Origin of the sequence: Candidatus Oscillochloris fontis (assembly GCF_004138135.1) — a bacterium.
Taxonomy (GTDB): domain Bacteria; phylum Chloroflexota; class Chloroflexia; order Chloroflexales; family Chloroflexaceae; genus Oscillochloris; species Oscillochloris fontis.
In genome coordinates this window covers 53963-71077 of sequence record NZ_RYFD01000019.1, presented here as the reverse complement: position 1 = coordinate 71077, position 17115 = coordinate 53963, and the positions used below count along the sequence as shown (strand labels likewise).

Annotated in this window: 11 protein-coding genes; 5 read left to right on the top strand and 6 right to left on the bottom strand. The window is 58.7% G+C overall.

Features of this window, described 5'->3' with window-relative positions:
• Positions 1-46: 46 nt before the first annotated feature.
• From EKD03_RS09295 to EKD03_RS09285, 3 genes are all read right to left on the bottom strand, one after another.
• Positions 47-3757: a GAF domain-containing protein gene (locus EKD03_RS09295; RefSeq protein ID WP_238613462.1), complete on the bottom strand. Its 3711-nt coding sequence runs from the start codon at positions 3755-3757 to the stop codon at positions 47-49.
• A gap of 287 nt (positions 3758-4044) precedes the next feature.
• Positions 4045-5076 carry an alpha-ketoacid dehydrogenase subunit beta gene (locus EKD03_RS09290; protein ID WP_129629865.1) on the bottom strand — a complete coding sequence of 344 codons (1032 nt, stop codon included), beginning with the start codon at positions 5074-5076 and terminating at the stop codon, positions 4045-4047.
• Between the two features lie 18 nt (positions 5077-5094).
• On the bottom strand, positions 5095-6057 hold the full coding sequence (locus EKD03_RS09285) for a thiamine pyrophosphate-dependent dehydrogenase E1 component subunit alpha (protein ID WP_129629864.1): 963 nt from the start codon (positions 6055-6057) through the stop codon (positions 5095-5097).
• Positions 6058-6205: 148 nt separating this feature from the next.
• On the opposite strand from EKD03_RS09285, the gene EKD03_RS09280 reads away from it, so the two are divergent.
• Positions 6206-8857: an ATP-binding protein gene (locus tag EKD03_RS09280; RefSeq protein WP_129629862.1), complete on the top strand. Its 2652-nt coding sequence runs from the start codon at positions 6206-6208 to the stop codon at positions 8855-8857.
• A gap of 199 nt (positions 8858-9056) precedes the next feature.
• On the opposite strand, the gene rpmG is transcribed toward EKD03_RS09280, so the two are convergent.
• On the bottom strand, positions 9057-9221 hold the full coding sequence (gene rpmG, locus EKD03_RS09275; protein WP_129629860.1) for a 50S ribosomal protein L33: 165 nt from the start codon (positions 9219-9221) through the stop codon (positions 9057-9059).
• Between the two features lie 292 nt (positions 9222-9513).
• On the opposite strand from rpmG, the gene dusB reads away from it, so the two are divergent.
• Genes dusB through EKD03_RS09260 form a run of 3 tightly spaced genes read left to right on the top strand, consistent with a single transcriptional unit; the run spans position 9514 to position 11806 of the window.
• Positions 9514-10521 carry a tRNA dihydrouridine synthase DusB gene (gene dusB, locus EKD03_RS09270; protein WP_238613461.1) on the top strand — a complete coding sequence of 336 codons (1008 nt, stop codon included), beginning with the start codon at positions 9514-9516 and terminating at the stop codon, positions 10519-10521.
• 3 nt (positions 10522-10524) lie between these two features.
• Complete coding sequence (locus tag EKD03_RS09265) at positions 10525-11049, top strand: hypothetical protein (protein WP_129629856.1); 525 nt, start codon at positions 10525-10527, stop codon at positions 11047-11049.
• Positions 11042-11806, top strand: a complete 765-nt coding sequence (locus tag EKD03_RS09260) for a lysophospholipid acyltransferase family protein (protein ID WP_129629854.1) — start codon at positions 11042-11044, stop codon at positions 11804-11806. The genes EKD03_RS09265 and EKD03_RS09260 overlap by 8 nt, the downstream gene beginning before the upstream one ends.
• 118 nt (positions 11807-11924) lie before the next feature.
• On the opposite strand, the gene EKD03_RS09255 is transcribed toward EKD03_RS09260, so the two are convergent.
• A complete protein-coding gene (locus EKD03_RS09255) occupies positions 11925-15470 on the bottom strand; it encodes a CHAT domain-containing tetratricopeptide repeat protein (protein ID WP_129629852.1) in 3546 nt (1181 codons plus the stop codon).
• A 167-nt stretch (positions 15471-15637) separates the two neighbouring features.
• On the bottom strand, positions 15638-16501 hold the full coding sequence (locus EKD03_RS09250) for a carotenoid biosynthesis protein (protein WP_238613460.1): 864 nt from the start codon (positions 16499-16501) through the stop codon (positions 15638-15640).
• Positions 16502-16693: 192 nt separating this feature from the next.
• On the opposite strand from EKD03_RS09250, the gene EKD03_RS09245 reads away from it, so the two are divergent.
• A complete protein-coding gene (locus tag EKD03_RS09245) occupies positions 16694-17110 on the top strand; it encodes a response regulator (protein WP_129629850.1) in 417 nt (138 codons plus the stop codon).
• The last annotated feature ends 5 nt before the right edge of the window (positions 17111-17115 follow it).

Sequence of the window (17115 nt, the reverse complement as noted above, 5' to 3'; positions counted from 1 at the left end):
CGCTACGGGCGACGCAAGGAGCATGATCTGGCACGAAAGACCGTCTTTATCCGTACATACGTACTGCGTAAGGTGAGTGAATAAAAGTGGTCAGGCTATCAGCGCGGCGCAGGAGCGGGCTGAGTTGGCCCGCACTGGAGAGAATTAAACGCTGCTGACGCGGATCAACCAGCGCATAGCTAAGTGCAACAAAGGCATTATCCGGCACATCGTCCACAAGCCAGTAGTTGGTCTCGGTCAGCACCACCCAAGGTGTCTCGTGGTTACGCGCCTCAGAGCGACTGGTCGAGCGAGCTGCCGCCATCAGCATCGCAGCCGGCAAGCTCTTACCCGAAACATCACCAACAATGATACCAGCGCGCACCCCCATATCAATCACATCATAGAAATCGCCGCCCGTCTCACGGGCGGGCAAACAGCGTGCGGCAAGGGTCAGCCCATGAATACTAGGTAATTGACTAGGAAACAGATTCGACTGAATATGGCGGGCAATTTCCAGTTCCTGCTCGATGCGCCCAATCGATTCCTGGTAGCGTTGGGCATTTTCCAGCGCCACGGCAGCATGGTTGGCAAAGGTGCGGGCAACTTCAATATCGCGCTCATCAAAATTAGCCCCTTCACTGCGCAGATCAATATTGAGTACCCCCAACATATTGCCCCGTGCAATCAGCGGGACGCCCAGCCAAGCACGGATCTCCTGCGACGCAGAGAGTTTGGTCCAAGGCAGATCATCGCGGCCAGGTAGCCGCACCACTGGCTCACGCCGACGCACGACCTCACCAGCCGCACTGCCATCCATGGGCAGACTGATCGTGTGCGGATCAGCTTCGGGAAGCCCCCGGGAGGCCACAATGCGCAGGTGATTGCCATCAAGGAGCATCACCGAGACGGTATCATACGCAATCAGCTTATGCAGTTCACCCAGAATGAGTTGCAACACCTCATCAGGGTTAAAGGAGGAACTCAGCACCCGTGCCATCTCGCGCAAGGTGTCGGCGGTGCGGCGTTGCTCCTGCTCAGCGGCGAAGAGTTGCGCATTCTCAACCGCCGCAGCGATGGATGTTGAGACCGTAAGCAGCAGATCCATCTCATCATCGCCAAAATTCAGCGACACATCATAACTATCAAGCGAGATCGAGCCAAAAACATGATCACGGCTGATCAAGGGAATAATCACCAATGAGCGAATACCCATCATGCGCCACTGCTGACGGCTGGCCACCGCGTGGGGATCACTTTCAATATTGCGGATGAGCAGCGGGCGCCGAGTTGCCAAGATCATCTCAGCAACCGGATTATTGCGCAGATCAAGGATCATCCCCAAAATGCCTGTGCTAGGATACTCAGCCGCAAGATAACCACTGCCATCGGGGCGAAAGAGCATCGTCCCAGTATGATCGGCACCAAAGATCTGCACCAGCTCGCGGGAGGCAATATCCAGCACATCATTCAGGTTACGGCGCGTACTGAGCAGCGAGGTGATCCGTTGTACCAGACCGATCCGGCTCGCCTGCTCCTCAGCGGCTTTGGCGTGAGCTTGAGCCTCCGCCGCCAAACGCGCATTCTCCACCACCTGTGCTTCAACCGACTCAAACAAGCGCATCTTCTGCACACCTAAACTGATGTGGCTGCCCACTTGGGCTAAAAAATCGAGCGTACCGAGATCATATCGGTAGGGACGGTAATCTTGTACCGCCAGCACCCCCATCATTTCACCATCACGCGCCAACAATGGCACCCCAGCCCATGAACGCACCCTTTCATCGGCTCCGATACTGTGCAGAATGATCCCACGTCGCACAATATCATCCTGCTGGGTATCAAGATCTTGGTAGAGCAATGGTTCGCGATGACTCATGATCCAATCGGTCATGGTGTTAGGGAGAATCCGCATGCCTTGCATCCCTAATAATATTTCATCACCTTTTTCAATAAATATCGTATGCGAAATTATTTGTGTTTTTGGGTCACATATGATCAGGTAAAAGATAGAAGCGTGGGTAAGGTCAAGAATCACCCGCCGCACTTCATTCAGTATCTGATCGAGATTATAGGAGGCCGTGACCAGTTTCCCGATCTGCCCAATCGCCTCAAGTTCAGCGATCTGACGGGCGCGCTGGGTGAGTAGACGCACATTTTGTACATGCAGCGCCACCTGCGCAGCGACGCTATAGAGGAGGCTTTCATCGCGTGGAGTGAAGATGTTTGCGTGGTAACTTTGTACCGAAATCAGCCCAATCCCACGCCTCTCGCGGTCGAGCATCGGTACACCCATCCACGAGAGGGATTGGGGTGCTCCGCTGTCAACTATACGATTAACATCTTCTAGCGCCGCGATCTGCGCAGGCAGATTCTCAAAACGCAGTGGCAGCCCACTCCGAATAATCCAGGCACTGAGCGATCGCGGCGGGGGCGGTTGATTCACCCAGTAGTCATAGGTCTGATGAGCATCTATCGAGATTGCATCGCTCACAATCTGACGCTCAGGATCGTAGATCAGCATGGAAAATCTATCGAGCGGAATGAACTCCTTCAGTGCATCATGGACTTGGCGCAACAAGGAGCGCAGATCTTGGGCCGTCGAGGCAGCCCGGCTGACACTACTGAGTGCCCGCAACTCCCGGATCTGACGTTCGCGGACATCGAGCAGACGGGTATTTTCGACCACAATCGCGATCTGATTAGCAACCGCCTGGGCTAAACTGAGGGTGTGTTCATTGATCAGACGCGGATTAAGTCCAAAGAGGCTCAATGTTCCTAAAACCTGTGAACTGATACTGAGTGGTAAACTCAGCGCCGCTTCAAACGGGGGGAAGATGTGTACCGGAAACTGACCCAGATCAAAACGGTCGCGCCAACTGCGCTCAACGACCTGTGGTTTCTGTTCTAAGACCACATTGCGCAGCGGGCTAGTGGCCAAAGGTGAGCGGATTGTCACTTCAGCGTAGTGCTGTGAGAAGCCACGATGGGCATACAGCACGAGATAGTTCTGTGTATCATCAAGAAGCCGCACATTGCCCGCATCAAACCCAAACAGGTTGAGGGCAACGCCCAATACTTCATCCAAAATCGTATTCAGCGAATGGTGCGAAACCGCAGCCCCAGCTATTTGGCTAAGTGCGGCTAACTCTTCGGTACGCGCTGAAATCTGTTCATGGAGCGCCCGACTGAGTTGTCCATGCATCTCCATCAGACGCACATTCTCTACGGCAACCGCAATCACATTCGCAATGCTCTGGAGGAGATCCAGCGTGTCTTGGATGTAGCGTCCTACCTGATAACTCTGGATTGAGACCACCCCTACGGCTTCATCACCCAACATCAGGGGGACACCCAACCACGAGCGGGATTGCTTCTCGTGGTTGCCAAACGTAACAATCGGGGTACTTCGCTCCGTCACAAGATCGCGGTAGAGGAACGGTGTGCGATCACGAACCACCGCCCCGGTCAGGAAACCATACTCCAAGCCCTCAAGATACTCGACTTGGCCCTCATCCACTAACAATGCCGCACTAAAGATTTCAGGGATGGCGTCACAGAGCGCAATATAGAAGGCATCAAACTCAAATACCGCTGCCAACTCGTGGTAGATCGTCTCCAAAATAACCCGCAGGGTGGGCCGGTCACGGCAGGCAAGGCTAATGTTATACAGGGCGCTCAGAACCCGCTGATCGCGCTCACGCTCACGCCGCAACATATTCTGCTGGCGTTGGTGATCAAGCAGCACCTGAGTTCGACGTGATGAGAGACGCGGCATAACTACTCACTCACGGATAGCTTAGACAAGGTTCGACAAGTTCAGGAACCGCCCTGGAAGGAGCGCCCTGCTTCAGCATACAACGGTTGAATCGCAGTAGAGCAGAAGTAATGCTGTCACCCTAAGCGAAGCAAAGGGTCTCGGTTGGGATTCCTCGCTGCGCTCGGAATGACAAGAGGCCGCACCGCGTTCCTTCTGCGGTATTGCGCTGAATCAATGCGGGATGTCTGGGTGAGGCCGTACTGTAAACGCTGGTATTTGGGATATTTCGCACATGTATGATACCACTAGTAGGCCAAGAGTTGGCGCGCTGCGGCCAGAATCTTGGCGGCGTTGGGGCGATAGGCATCTTCCAATGGCGGGCTGTAGGGTACCGGGGTGTCAGGCGCGGCCACACGGGTAATCGGGCCATCCAGATACTCAAAGGCATGCTCGGCAATCAACGCGGCGACTTCGCCACCAATCCCGCCGGTACGGTTGGCTTCATGGACAATCAGCACTTTGCCGGTTTTACGTACACTCGCCAGGATCGCGTCATCGTCAAGTGGGCGTAAGGTGCGCAGATCGAGTACCTCGATGCTGTGACCTTCAGCTTGGAGTTGCTGCGCGGCATGCAGCGCCTCAACCACCATCGCCGCATAGGCAATGATCGTCAACTCCTCACCCACTTGGCGTTGGAGAGCCTTACCAATTGGCACAATCCCCTCTTCGCCCGCGTGGACTGAACCCTTGAGCGAGCGGTAGAGCGCCTTGGTCTCGTAATAGATGACCGGGTTCGGGTCGCGGATGGCGCTGATCAAGAGGCCACGTGCATCGGCGGAGGTGGCCGGGGCTACGACCTTGAGGCCAGGGACATGCGCAAACCAGGCTTCGTTGGACTGCGAGTGGAATGGGCCAGCCCGCAGGCCACCCCCACCGGGCGCACGGATGGTGATCGGCACGGCTTGGCCCCAGCGGTAGTGGTTGGTGGCGGCAAATTGGACGATAGAATCAAATCCGGTCGAGATGAAATCGGCAAACTGCATCTCCACCACCGGACGAAAGCCCTGAAAAGCCATGCCAGTCGCCACGCTAATCATGCAGAGTTCGGCCATGGGGGTGTCAATCACCCGCTGCGCACCAAACTCCTCGATCAAGCCCTGAGTGACTTTGAAGGCTCCGCCATACACACCGATGTCTTCGCCCAACAACAAGACCTGCGGATCGCGCTGGAGTTCGTAGCGCAACGCATCGCGGATGGCTTCGAGGTAAGTCATCTCGCGCCCGGTACCGTCGTTGATGGTGGAGATGGTTTTGTGTAGACCCTGATCCCATGTCATAGGTAACCTCCCCTTGTGCTACGCATACACCCCGTCCGTAAGCGTGGTCGGATCGGGGTAGGGCGATTGTTCCGCGAAGGCTTGGGCGGCATCGAGTTCGGCCTCAATGCGCGCCAGCAGATCGCTCAGCGCCGCGTCATCGAGCAAGCCACGCTCCTGCATATGCGCTTCGAGGCGCAGGATCGGGTCGCGTTGTGCCCATTCTTCTAACAACGTGGGTGGCACATAGGCCATATTGTCGTGGATGGCGTGGCCGCGCATACGCATCGTCTTACACTCGATCAGCGTCGGCCCCTCACCATTGCGGGCACGTTCAACCGCCGTGCGCGTCACATGATAGACCGCACTCAGATCGTTCCCATCCACCACCGCACCGGGCATCCCATAACCCAACGCCCGGTCGGCAATGTTGTCCACATACATCTGGCGCACCACCGGGGTTGAATAGGCATACTGGTTATTCTCACAAATGAAGACCACCGGCAGGCGGAAGGTCGCCGCCCAATTGAGTGCCTCGTGCGATAAGCCCTGCGAAGAACCGCCATCACCATAGAAGCCCATCGCCACCCGTGCCTCGCCCTTGAGGACGAAGGCGTGCGCCATACCCACCATCACCGGCAATGAGGCGGGGAGGTGGCTAATAAAACCGACGATGCCATAGTTGAGATCGCCCATGCCATGGATGTTGCCGTCACGCCCATGGCTCACGCCATCCACGCGGCCCAGGTATTGAGCCAGGATGCGTTGCGGCGTGATACCCCGCACCAAATAGGCACCCAGATCGCGGTGCATCGGGGCCGCCACATCATCCGGGCCAAGCGCGAGGGCGGCCCCGACACTGATCGCCTCGTGGCCGATCTGCGAGAAGTAACCGCCAACAATCTTGCTCTGTTTATGCAGGAAAGTGCCGCGATCATCTAGGGCGCGAGTGAGGCGCATCCAGTAGTGGGCTTGATGCAGAAGATCAGGGGGTAGCTCCATTGCTGGCTCCCGTAGCTAAGAGGTGATCGGAAGATAGAGGTATTGTAGCAAATCTGAGGCTATTCAGCAGGCTCTATCTATGGCATAATAGCCGCTATCACTCGTTGGTACCATACAGAGCCACACCATAGATAGGGTACTGTCGCCCATGACTCATGCAAAGCGCTACCGCAACCACATGACGACCCCACATATACGCCATCCGAGTGGGGTAGCCGGGATCTCAGCAGCAATGGTGGGGCGCGATGTGGCACTGCAACAACTCATGGCGCAACTCTATACCTTATTAGAGGGTAGTGGTACCCAACTGATTACGATCATTGCCGAAGCGGGTATGGGCAAGTCGCGGCTGGCCCATGAGTTCTACGAACAGGTGATGCGACTGCCCGATGCGCCACGCTTCCACCGTTTCAAGGGCGATCCGCAACGCAGTGCGCAACCCCATGGGATGGTGCGCCAACTCATTGCCGCGCTCTTCGATCTCGATGAGGCTGAGTCGAGTGCCGCCACGTTAGCCCGGCTTGAACAGGGTGTTACCGCGCTCCTCGGCCCGGATCGCCTCGAAGAAGCCCACATCCTCGGCTATCTGGTGGGCCTCGATCTCGAAGAAAGCCCGCACCTCAGTGGCCTCTGCCACGATGTCCGGCAGATCCGCGAGCGTGCGGTGCAGTCGGCGATGCAACTGATTGCCAAACTTACTAAACATACCCCGATGGTGCTGCTGATTGATGATCTCCACGATGTGGACGATAGCTCAGTAGCGATGATCGAGCGCGCCGCCCAGATCGGTGGCTCGATCAATCTGATGCTGCTCTGCCTTGCCCAACGCCACCTCTTTGATCTGCATCCGCATTGGGCGCAGACGGTACCGGGAGCAGTGCGGATTGACCTTCAACCCCTCGATGAGCACCAGAGCCGCCGTTTAGTGGGTGAGATCCTGCGTAAGGCGGGTACGTTGCCGAGCGATTTACGCAATCTGATTGTCAGCCGCGCTGGGGGTAATCCGCTCTATATCGAAGAGTTGATCAATACGCTCGTCACTGATGGGGTGATCATCCCCGGCAATGATACGTGGCAGATCCGGGTCGGGCGCTTGCCCCGGCTGCGGATTCCTACCACTCTCGCTGATCTGTTGCGCACCCGTTTACAACCACTGAACCCAATTGAACGCGCTTTCTTGCGTGCAGCCGCTGTGGCCGATGGGGTCTTCTGGGCAAGTGCGCCGGCTTTTATGTTGGGTGATGCGCAGCTTGATGTGGCGACGATCATTCAATCGCTGGAGCAACAGCGCCTGATCGTGGCCCAGCCAGAGAGTAGTCTGCGCTGCCAGCAAGAGTATCGCTTCAGCCATGATCTGTTGCGCGAAGCCATCTATGAGCAGATCCCCGCCGCCGATCTACACATCTACCACCGCCGCCTCGCTGAGTGGCTAGTGGCGAGTTGCGATGATCATGTGATGAACTATGCCGGGTTGATCGCCGAGCATTTTGAACGTGGCGGGGAACAATATCATGCTGGGTGCTGGCATATGCAGGCTGGGGCACATGCCCGCACGGCCTATGCCTTGGATACGGCGATGAGTCACTACCAACTGGCGATCTCGCTCTTAGCCAATTTGCCTGATGCTAATGCGGATCTGATCGCAGGCCATGCAGCCTTGGGTCAAGTACAGCTTGAAGCAGCCCAGTTTGCTGAGGCGGTGGCCAGTTTCCGCCGTGCGCGTGATCTGGCTAGCCGCTGCGGCGATAAGCAGGCCGAGGCCCACGCCCTTGAACGCCTCTCGGCGATTGCTGATGATATGTCCGATCCCGTCTCGATGCGCAATTACGCCCAGCAAGCCCTCGAACTGGCGTATGAGATTGGTGACCCGGCCCAGATCGTGATGTCGCTGGCAACCCTCAGTCTGGCTAATAATCGCCTTGGCGAGACGGATCGCGGGCTGGAGTTGGCCCAAGAGGCACTGATTATTGCGCAGCAGGCTGAGTATGATCTGGGCGTGGCCAAGAGTATGGCCTATCTCGCGCTCGCCTATGAGCATCGTGGCGATCTCAATGCGGCTATGGAATATATGCAGGCGGCCATGGTGCGCTTCCGCCAGCTTGGTAATCTGGTCGAGGTGGCCACCCAACTCAATAATCTGGGCTATATCGCCAATGCCCAGGGCGATTTTGCCAGTGCGCTGACCTTTCTTGAAGAGGGGTTGCGTATTGCCCACGATGGCGGCATCCGCTATATGGAGATCTACCTGCTCAGTAACTTGGGGGCGGCGCTGGTGGGGGTGAAGCGCCATGCCGAGGCTGAAGCAATGGTCAAGCGCGGCATCCAGATGTGCGAGCAGAGTCGCATCAAGATCTTCCCCGACTTCTACCGCGATCTTTCGGCGATCTATTTGGCACAGGGCCGCGTGGATGAGGCGGTCGAGGCGGCCCAACGCGGCCTGAGTCTGGCGCGTGAGGCTGGTGCGCCCCGTGAGGTGGGGGTAGCGTGGCGTGCGCTGGGGATGGCCATGGCCGATCTGGCCGAGCCGATGGGGGCGGCGCTCTGTTTTGCCGAGAGTGCGCTCTTGCTCGATATGCCCGGTATGATTGCCGATAAGGGGCGCACCCTGCGCGCTTGGGCCGCCCACGAGATGCGTAGTGGCGATGCGGAACGTGGGCGGAAGTTGCTCGAACAGGCCCGCGATCTCTTCAAGCAGGCTAGTTTGAGCCACGAACTGGAACGTACCTCCATCCCGGCTCTGCCCGAATACCCCTCCCCCCTACCCCCTCCCCTTTCAGGGGAGGGGGCGAAAAATTCCTGATGGTGCTGCACACGCTTCGCGTGTGCAGCACCATCAGGAATGGTATACCCCCTCTCCCGCGTGCGGGAGAGGGGGCAGGGGGGTGAGGGCCGGATGGCTAAAATCTACCCCTAAAAGATCCCGTAGGTGGGGTACCAAGAGAACGCGGCGGCTCGGAACAATTCCGAGCCGCCGCGTTCTCTTGGTACCAACTGAATACTTACTTGGTCTCGCGGTAGGAGACGTGACGACGCACGATTGGGTCGTACTTCTTCAACTCAAGCCGACTCGGATCGTTGCGGCGGTTCTTCATGGTGGTGTAGGTGTGGCCGCTCTCGGAGCTCTTCAGCTTGATCACGATGCGGTTGCCCTTTTTGCTGGCCATCTCGTTGTCCTCGCTGGGATAATCGCGCCAAAATTGCGCCCGTAGGCGCACTAGCGGCTATTCTAGCATACATGGGTTGATCCGACAAGCTGGTATAATGGCTCCACCTCTGGTGGGGTTCGGGGAAGGCGAAGCCTCCTCCGAAGAACTTTTTTTCGCATAATTGGCGGCGAAGCCGCCAATTATGCGAAAAAATCAGATTTGGGGCGCAGCCCCAAGCGTGGGTTTGAGGGCGGTAGCCCTCAAATTCAATTGGCGCACCGCACCACAAAAATCGAATCTTGGAAGAATGATGCTTGCTCGCGAAACGATCCAGAATCTCCCCGATAGCTACCACATCGGTTCCATCCATGTCGCGCCCAATATGATCCTGGCCCCCATGGCCGGTGTGACCGATAGTGTCTTCCGGCGCGTGATCCTGGGCTTAGGCGGCTGTGGTCTCGTCTGTACCGAGATGACCAACGCGGCCAGTGTGACGCCGAAGGCGCTCAAGCGCCATCGCCTGCTCGATTTCTTGCCCCAGGAACGCCCGCTGACCATGCAGTTGAGTGGCAATGACCCCGATCTGATGGCGGCGGCGGCGCTGAGTGTCGAGCGCCTGGGGGCAGATATTATTGACATTAACTGTGGCTGTCCCTCACCGAAAGTGACCGGTGGCGGCCATGGCTCGGCGCTGCTTAAGGATCTGCCTAAGCTGGAGCAGGTGTTGCGCGCCGTGACCGCAGCGGTGCAGGTGCCGGTGACGCTCAAGTTTCGCGCTGGGTGGGACGAGGCGCGGCTCAATTATCTGGAGACGGCGCGGATTGCCGAGGAGGCCGGGATTGCCGCGCTCGCGCTGCACCCGCGCACCCGTGAGCAGGAGTACCATGGGTGCGCCGATTGGAGCCGGGTGGCCGAGGTGAAGCGGGCGGTCTCGATCCCAGTAGTGGGCAGCGGTGATGTCAAGACGGCGGAGGAGGCGCTGTTGCGGCTCCACGAGACGGGCGTGGATGGGGTGATGATTGGTCGTGGGGCGATGGAGAATCCTTGGATCTTCCTCCAGATTCAACAATTGCGCCGGGGTGAGCCGATCTTTCAGCCCTCACCCGCCGATAAGCTCGCCTTTCTCAATCAGTATCTGGATCACTGCCTGAGCGAGATGCCGGAACGCCTCGCGCTCAACAAACTGAAGCAGTTGGTCGGCCAGTTCGTTGTCGGGTTGCCCGGTAGTGCGCTGTTGCGTAGCGCGGTACATCGCAGCGCCACGGTGGCAGCGGCACGTACCGAGATGAAACGCTTCTTTGTCCCATTTGCGGTGTAACCTATGCACGATGGCTACATCTTCACGCTGGGTATCTGTGGGAGTGCCAGCGACAGCAGCATCGCTCCGGCGTGTCTGGATACCATGCTGGCCGCCATCCCCCCGGTGAAGCGCGCCGCCCTTTTGGGTGAGGTGCTGCTCTCCGCTGGCGTACCCGATCTTGCCGACCCGCTCAGCGCCCCGATCTGGGCCGATCTCGCCGATGCCGAGGCGTTCTTCTTGGTCACTCCATTGGTGGTTGGGGGGCTACCGGCGCGCCTCGCTGCGCTGCTGCGCCATGTGGTGGCCGCTCCGCCCCCGCTCCGCCCACGCCACGCCGCGTTGGTACTGCTCGGATCGGCCACCCCGGCAACCCAGGCGCTCCTGGATCACCTCTGTCGCGCCAGTGGTGCGGATCTGGTGGGCACGGTGTGGCTGGAGCCAGATGCGGATCTTACGCCAACTGTGCGCCAGCAACTCGTCCAACTCGCCCAACAGACCTACCGCCAAGCCCGCCAGTTACACCCTGAGGCACTGCCCCATGCATGACCAGCCCCCCATGCCTGCCATCCCGGCGCACAAGAACGCCCTCGGCGATGAACTGCTCTACCTGCTCTTTGGGCGCCGCTCGTTCCAGAACTATTTTGATCGGGTCTGGATGCAGCATGTTGGCCCACTCCCTACCAAAGGCCACGGCCCTTACATCTTCTACCTAACCCATAGTGGCTGGTGGGATGGCTATATCATGATGCTGATCCACCGCATTGCGCTGCAACGCGCCTTCGACAGCTACTTGATGCAGGAAGAGCGCCAACTACGCGCCTACCGCTTCTTCACCTGGTGTGGGGTCTTTTCGGTTAACCGCCACGACCCCGAATCCTCGTGGCGTTCGCAGCAGTATGCAGCCAATCTGCTTCACGGACGCCCAGATCGGGCGCTCTACATCTTCCCCCAGGGCAAAATTGTCCACCCAGATCTGCGCCCGATCACGATCTACCCCGGCATTGCGCGCATTGCCGCCCTGGTTGGGGACGTGACCCTCTGCCCAATTGCGCTGCGCTACGAATTTCTGGGCCAGCAGTGGCCACACGCCTTTATGCGCATTGGGCCAACCCACCGCCCCCAGGATGCGCAGGATGTGGAGCGCACCCAGGCCGAGATCACCCACGCAATGACCGCCGCCGCCGATGGGCTGCGCGAGGATGTTCTGGCCCAGCGGCTCGACCGCTTCCGCCCGTTGTTGCGCGGGCGCGTGGGGATTGATCAGCGCTTTGCGCACTTCTTGCGTATGGTGAAGCGGCTGTAGTGCGTTGATATTATCCGCAGATTACGCAGATTATTTTTTCTATAATAATCTGCGTAATCTGCGTAATCTGCGGACACAAACCTCTGCGGACACAAACCTCTGCGGACACAAACCACGATCATCCCTCCCGCAGCAGCGCCTCCACCTCCGCCACTCCCACACCGAGCACCTCGGCCACCGCTGCGGCCAGGGTGGGATCGTTGCTGGCCTTGCCCAGACGGGCGAGGTTGCCTAGGGTTCCACCGAGGCTATACTGATCGCCAAACTCAGCGAAGATTGCCAATGCCTGGAGCAAATAGCTCCGCGCCTGGGGCCATTGTTCTTGTACTGCTGCTAACAAACCAAGTTGGCCATAGGTGCTGGCCTGGCTGTAGCGGTCGTTGAAGGCGATCCAGATCTCCATGGCCTGCTGGTAGTATTGCTCGGCCTGTGCCCACTGGCGCTGCGCCTGGGCCACCATGCCCAAGTGGTGGTAGGTGCTGGCCTGGCTGAAGCGGTCGTTGAAGGCGATACAGATCTCCAGGGCCTGCTGGTAGTAATGCTCGGCCTGTGCCCACTGGCGCTGCTCCTGGGCTACGATGCCCAAGTGGTGGTAGGTGCGGCCCTGGCTGAAGCGGTCGTTGAAGGCGATATAGATCTCTAGAGCCAGTTGGTAGTATTGCTCGGCCTGTGCCCACTGGCGCTGCTCCTCGGCCACGCGACCCAACTGGTGGTAGGTGCTGGCCTGGCTGTAGCGGTCGTTGAAGGCGATCCAGATCTCCATGGCCTGCTGGAAGTAGTGCTCGGCCTGTGCCCACTGGCGCTGCTCCTGGGCCACGCAGCCCAACATTCCATAGGAGTTTGCCTTCCACTCTCCTCGCTTGGCTGCGGAATAGCCCTGCAACTGTTCGATATGTGGCAGTTGCGCTAGATAGATCGTGGCCGCCTCGTCGTACTGGCGCAGTACCATTTTTCGTTGGGCGAGGTCGCCACTCACCCGCATCAGGAAAAATCCATCCTCCCCGCGCAGCCGCTCCTGTGGGTAGTGGCTGAGGGCCATGCGGACTCGCTCGCCGTCGCTGAGGCCGCGCTGGTGTTCCTGTGTCGCCTCCCAATACCTATCCAGGGCTTCGTAGATCCCGGCGATGAGCAGTTGGTACTCAAGGGCGGCATCGAGCGCGGCACGTAGGTTCTCGTACTCCAGTTCGGCAACGATCATCCCCATCTGGCGCTGCTGGGGTTCTTTCGCAGTGATCAACTCGTTGATCGCAGCCCCAAATTGCTGGTAGAGCGCCACGTAGGCGCGGCGGATCGCCTCCGCATCGAGGGTGGGTGTGGCGCTGTGTAGCCGGTTGCGCAGGAAGTATGGTAGGGTGGGCTGGATTGTCAGGAAGCCCCGGATCTCCGGGTGTGGCGCGAGTAGCCCCCAGCCTACTGCGGCCTGTATCACTTCGGGCAGGCGTTCGAGTGGTAGTTGGGCCAGGCTGGGTTGTTGTTGGAGGGCTTGGATGTATTCGTCCATCATGCCCAGAAAAATCACCCCCACAAACGGCGCGAGGCAGGTCAGCAGCGATTGGGCGGTCGGATCGAGGTTGCTGAAGGAGTAGTCAATACAGCGCAGGATGCTGCGCGTCTTGTCCTGGGTGTCGGCGTGGGGGTCAATGCGGGCATCGCCATGCTTGAGTGCGGCCAGGATGGTGGCGGGGTCTTGCTGGGCTAGGTTGGGCAGTACCACCTCTAGGGCCAGCGGGAAGCCTCCGAGCAGCTTGATCAGTTCCCTGAGCGCATCGCTGCCTCGGTACTGCGCGCCGCCCCGCTGGGTGATGATTGCTTCGGTCAGTTCCGTGGCCGCCTCTGGGTCTAGCCCGCCCAACTCGTAGCGCTGGTCGCCAAAGGTGCCGGGAGCCAGCCACGCCTCTTCCGCCCGCGATCCCAGGAGCACCAGGGTCTGTCCGTGGGCGAGATCGCGCAGCAGGGCGTGGAGCGCGGCCTGTTCGGCGGCGGGCAGGGTGTGGCGGATGGCCAACTCCGTCCCGGTGATCGACTCCAGGTTGTCGAGGATGAGCAGGTAGCGCGTGGCGCGCATGCGGGTAGTGATCATGGCCTGTTGCGCCGCCGCGCTGAGCGGTTGGAAGGTGGTATATTCTGCCGGAGTGAGAATCTGGCGCGCAATGCTATCCAGGATCTGCTGGTGAGTCCAGGCGCGCTGGTCGTAGGCAAACTCAAAGACCTGTGTGATCAGGCCGGTGGTCTGCCACCAAGCGGCCACATGGCGCAGCAGGGTGGTCTTGCCCGCGCCGCCCATCCCGCGCAGCAGCAGGATGTTCGGCCCACGCAGCAGGCGGCGTTCGAGGGCCAGAATGTCCAGATCGCGGCCTTTGAAGCCGTAGGTGGGCGGGATGGGCGTATAGCGTCGCGCCTGTGCTTCATAGAAGGCCGCGCTCTCCTCGGCTGTCATCGGGGTGGGTTGCAGGCGCAGCGGCGCATTCTGGTAGACCACCGGCAATAACCAGTCCTCCAACTCGATCAGATGGTTGAAGTAGGCACGCCGCCGCTTATCGGCGTGTAGCTCGTTGCGTGCCCAGCGCACCGCCTGGGCCACATCGGCCCCGGCGAAGAGTTGGGTGTAGAGGGTGTCCATCGCCTTCTGGGCGGCGCTCACCGTCACCGAATAGGCCATCGCCAACACCAACTGCACCCCGGCCTGCATCAAGCGCGCCCCCAGGCTGGTTTCGCTGGCCCCCACCTGCTTGCCCGATTGGCAGGCATTCAGAATACAGATCGGAATCTGATGAGTCTGCAACAGGTGCGCCACCTCTGCCGCTTCGGCCGGATCGGGGTAGCCCTCTTCCGCGCCCTCAAAGAAGAGGAACGCCTTTTGGCCGGGGTAGGGATCGAGTGGGGTGCGTCCGTAGCGTGCGCCGATGAAGGTATGTGCGCCCAGATTACGGATCGCCTGATCGAAGCGTTCAAACTGATTGTATTGCAGCAGCGCCCCATGCAGATCGAAGTGGATAATATGGTAATACCCCGGCCCATAGCGGTCACGTGTGGCTTGCAGATGCGCCACGAGCGCCTGGTACGTCCCCGGACGCACCAGATCCACCCGCACATGCAGGTTACTCTGGCGCAGCAACTCCACCAGTGGGCGGGCAATCGTGCGGTAGCCAACATCCTGTGCCCCATTGGGGCGCGCCGTCACCAACAAGAGATTGATCGTCGGGCCGGGGCGGGGCTGGGCACGCAGCACCGGCGGTTGGAGCGTGCGGCGCACCATGGTCGCATCGAGCGCCAGCGGTTTCTGGAGCGTCGGATCATAGAGCGCCTCCCAGTGGAGCGCGTGGAAGGTGGGCGAACCGGCCACCTCGATCCGCAATTGGCTCAGATCCTGCTGACGCACCTGGGCATAGTGGGCAAAGGCGTTACGGTCGGCAAAGAGCATATCGAAGAGCCGCGTCCCATAGCTCTGGATGCTCTGCGCCACCTCGTCGGCGATGGTCTGGTTGGTGAAGGGGGCACGCAGCCACTGTTCAAAATACCACTCTAGGCGGTTCTCATCCTCAGGCTCAAAGGGGTCACGCAACGTCACCGGGTATTCACCCTGGCCGTCAATGCTGAGGGTGGCGTGGGGGCCAGCGGGTGCCTCGTCCAGATCACGCATCTCGCGGATGAGGATGGTGGGCATTGAGACCTCCGGTGTGGGTTATTGTTTTGTCCGCAGATTACGCAGATTACGCAGATTATTTATCATGACAAAAATCTGCGTAATCTGCGTAATCTGCGTAATCTGCGGATAAACTGGGTAATCTGGGTAATCTGCGTAATCTGCGGACAAAATCCGGACACTCTTGGCTACGCCTCACCCACCCCCGCCCCCAGCCGATTGCTGATCAAGCGCACGGCACGCGGCCACAACGGCCACAGCAGCGCCACCAGCATGAGCAAGCCAATCACCGACGCCATACCCTGGCCACGCGCCAGATTCACCACCACAAACATGGTCAGGTTAGTCAGGTAGAGCGTGAGCGGCAACCAGGGCCAGAAGATGCTGCTAGGGCGATTGCGATGCGCCAACACCGCCACCCGCCGCCAGTTGAGCAACACAAAGACCAAGATGACACTTGTTACCCACCAAGCCACAAAGTTGCTGGCCGGAATGCCATAGTAACTGCTCTCGGCGCTATCATTCCAGACCCAGTAGCGGTTGATGTTGACCGCAAACGGCTCAATCGTTACGTCAAGTAATAGCGCAAGTGAAGCCGCAGTAAGCATCTTGGTGCCACTCACCCGCAACTCATCTTCGGGGCGCCAGCCCATGTGCTCCAGCACATGCTCGGCCGTACCTACGGCCGCCCCCACAATCAGCAACCAGGCAAAAGGGATAGCCAGGGGCACCACATCAAGGATCTGGGGCCAGAGGACATCGGTGTAGGTATAGGCCCCAAACGGAAAGCCGGTGGTGGCCCCAATATGTTCAACAAACCATGCCAGGAAGAGGATCAGGATCGCAGCAACCACCCCCGCTCGACCATAGTTCTTGCTCAACCAAACCCCCATCAGGGTGCCTTGAAGAATCAGGAGCGCACCGCCCATCCATGTCCCCCAGACGGGCACACGATCAAGAGCTACCAGAATAATTGAAGCAGGATAGATGAAAAGATAGATACCGAACAGCACAACCGACAACGAGGCGAGTCGGGACGATAGTTGCTGCATAATTTAGAAATTCCTTAATGTTAGACAAAGATTTTCAGGCGCACATTTCATTATAGAATCGGCTTTATTGGCTGTCAAAGATGACAATTTTGTGACTTGCGATCCGTACCATGAGAGTGGTATGATGTACGCCCATCTCCATGAATGGGTTAATCGGCCTATCAGCGTCACCACAAGTGCTTGGAGTACGATATGGACGCATCACCGCATAACGGCCATATCACCCGCATCCTGCTGATCGAAGATGACAGCCACATTGGACGAATCATCGAGATGGCACTGCTGGAACTAGGTGTTCCCTATGAGTTTGTCTCAGTTCTGAGTGCTGAAGAGGGTCTCCAGTTTTGGGAAGAACACCCCTTCGATGTGCTATTGACTGACTATAACCTGCGGGGAATGAACGGGGTGCAACTCATAGAAACCATACGAGCGCGTGGTTTTTCGCCACGGGTCTTATTGGTTACCGCCTACGATTCTTCTGAACTACGCCACAAAATACATGATTTGCACATTGATGCGTATGTTACCAAACCTTTTTTTATGGATGATCTGGTAACGATAGTACGCCACCTCTTGCAACCACCAATTTCGCGGACAGTGAATGGGTAGGTGGG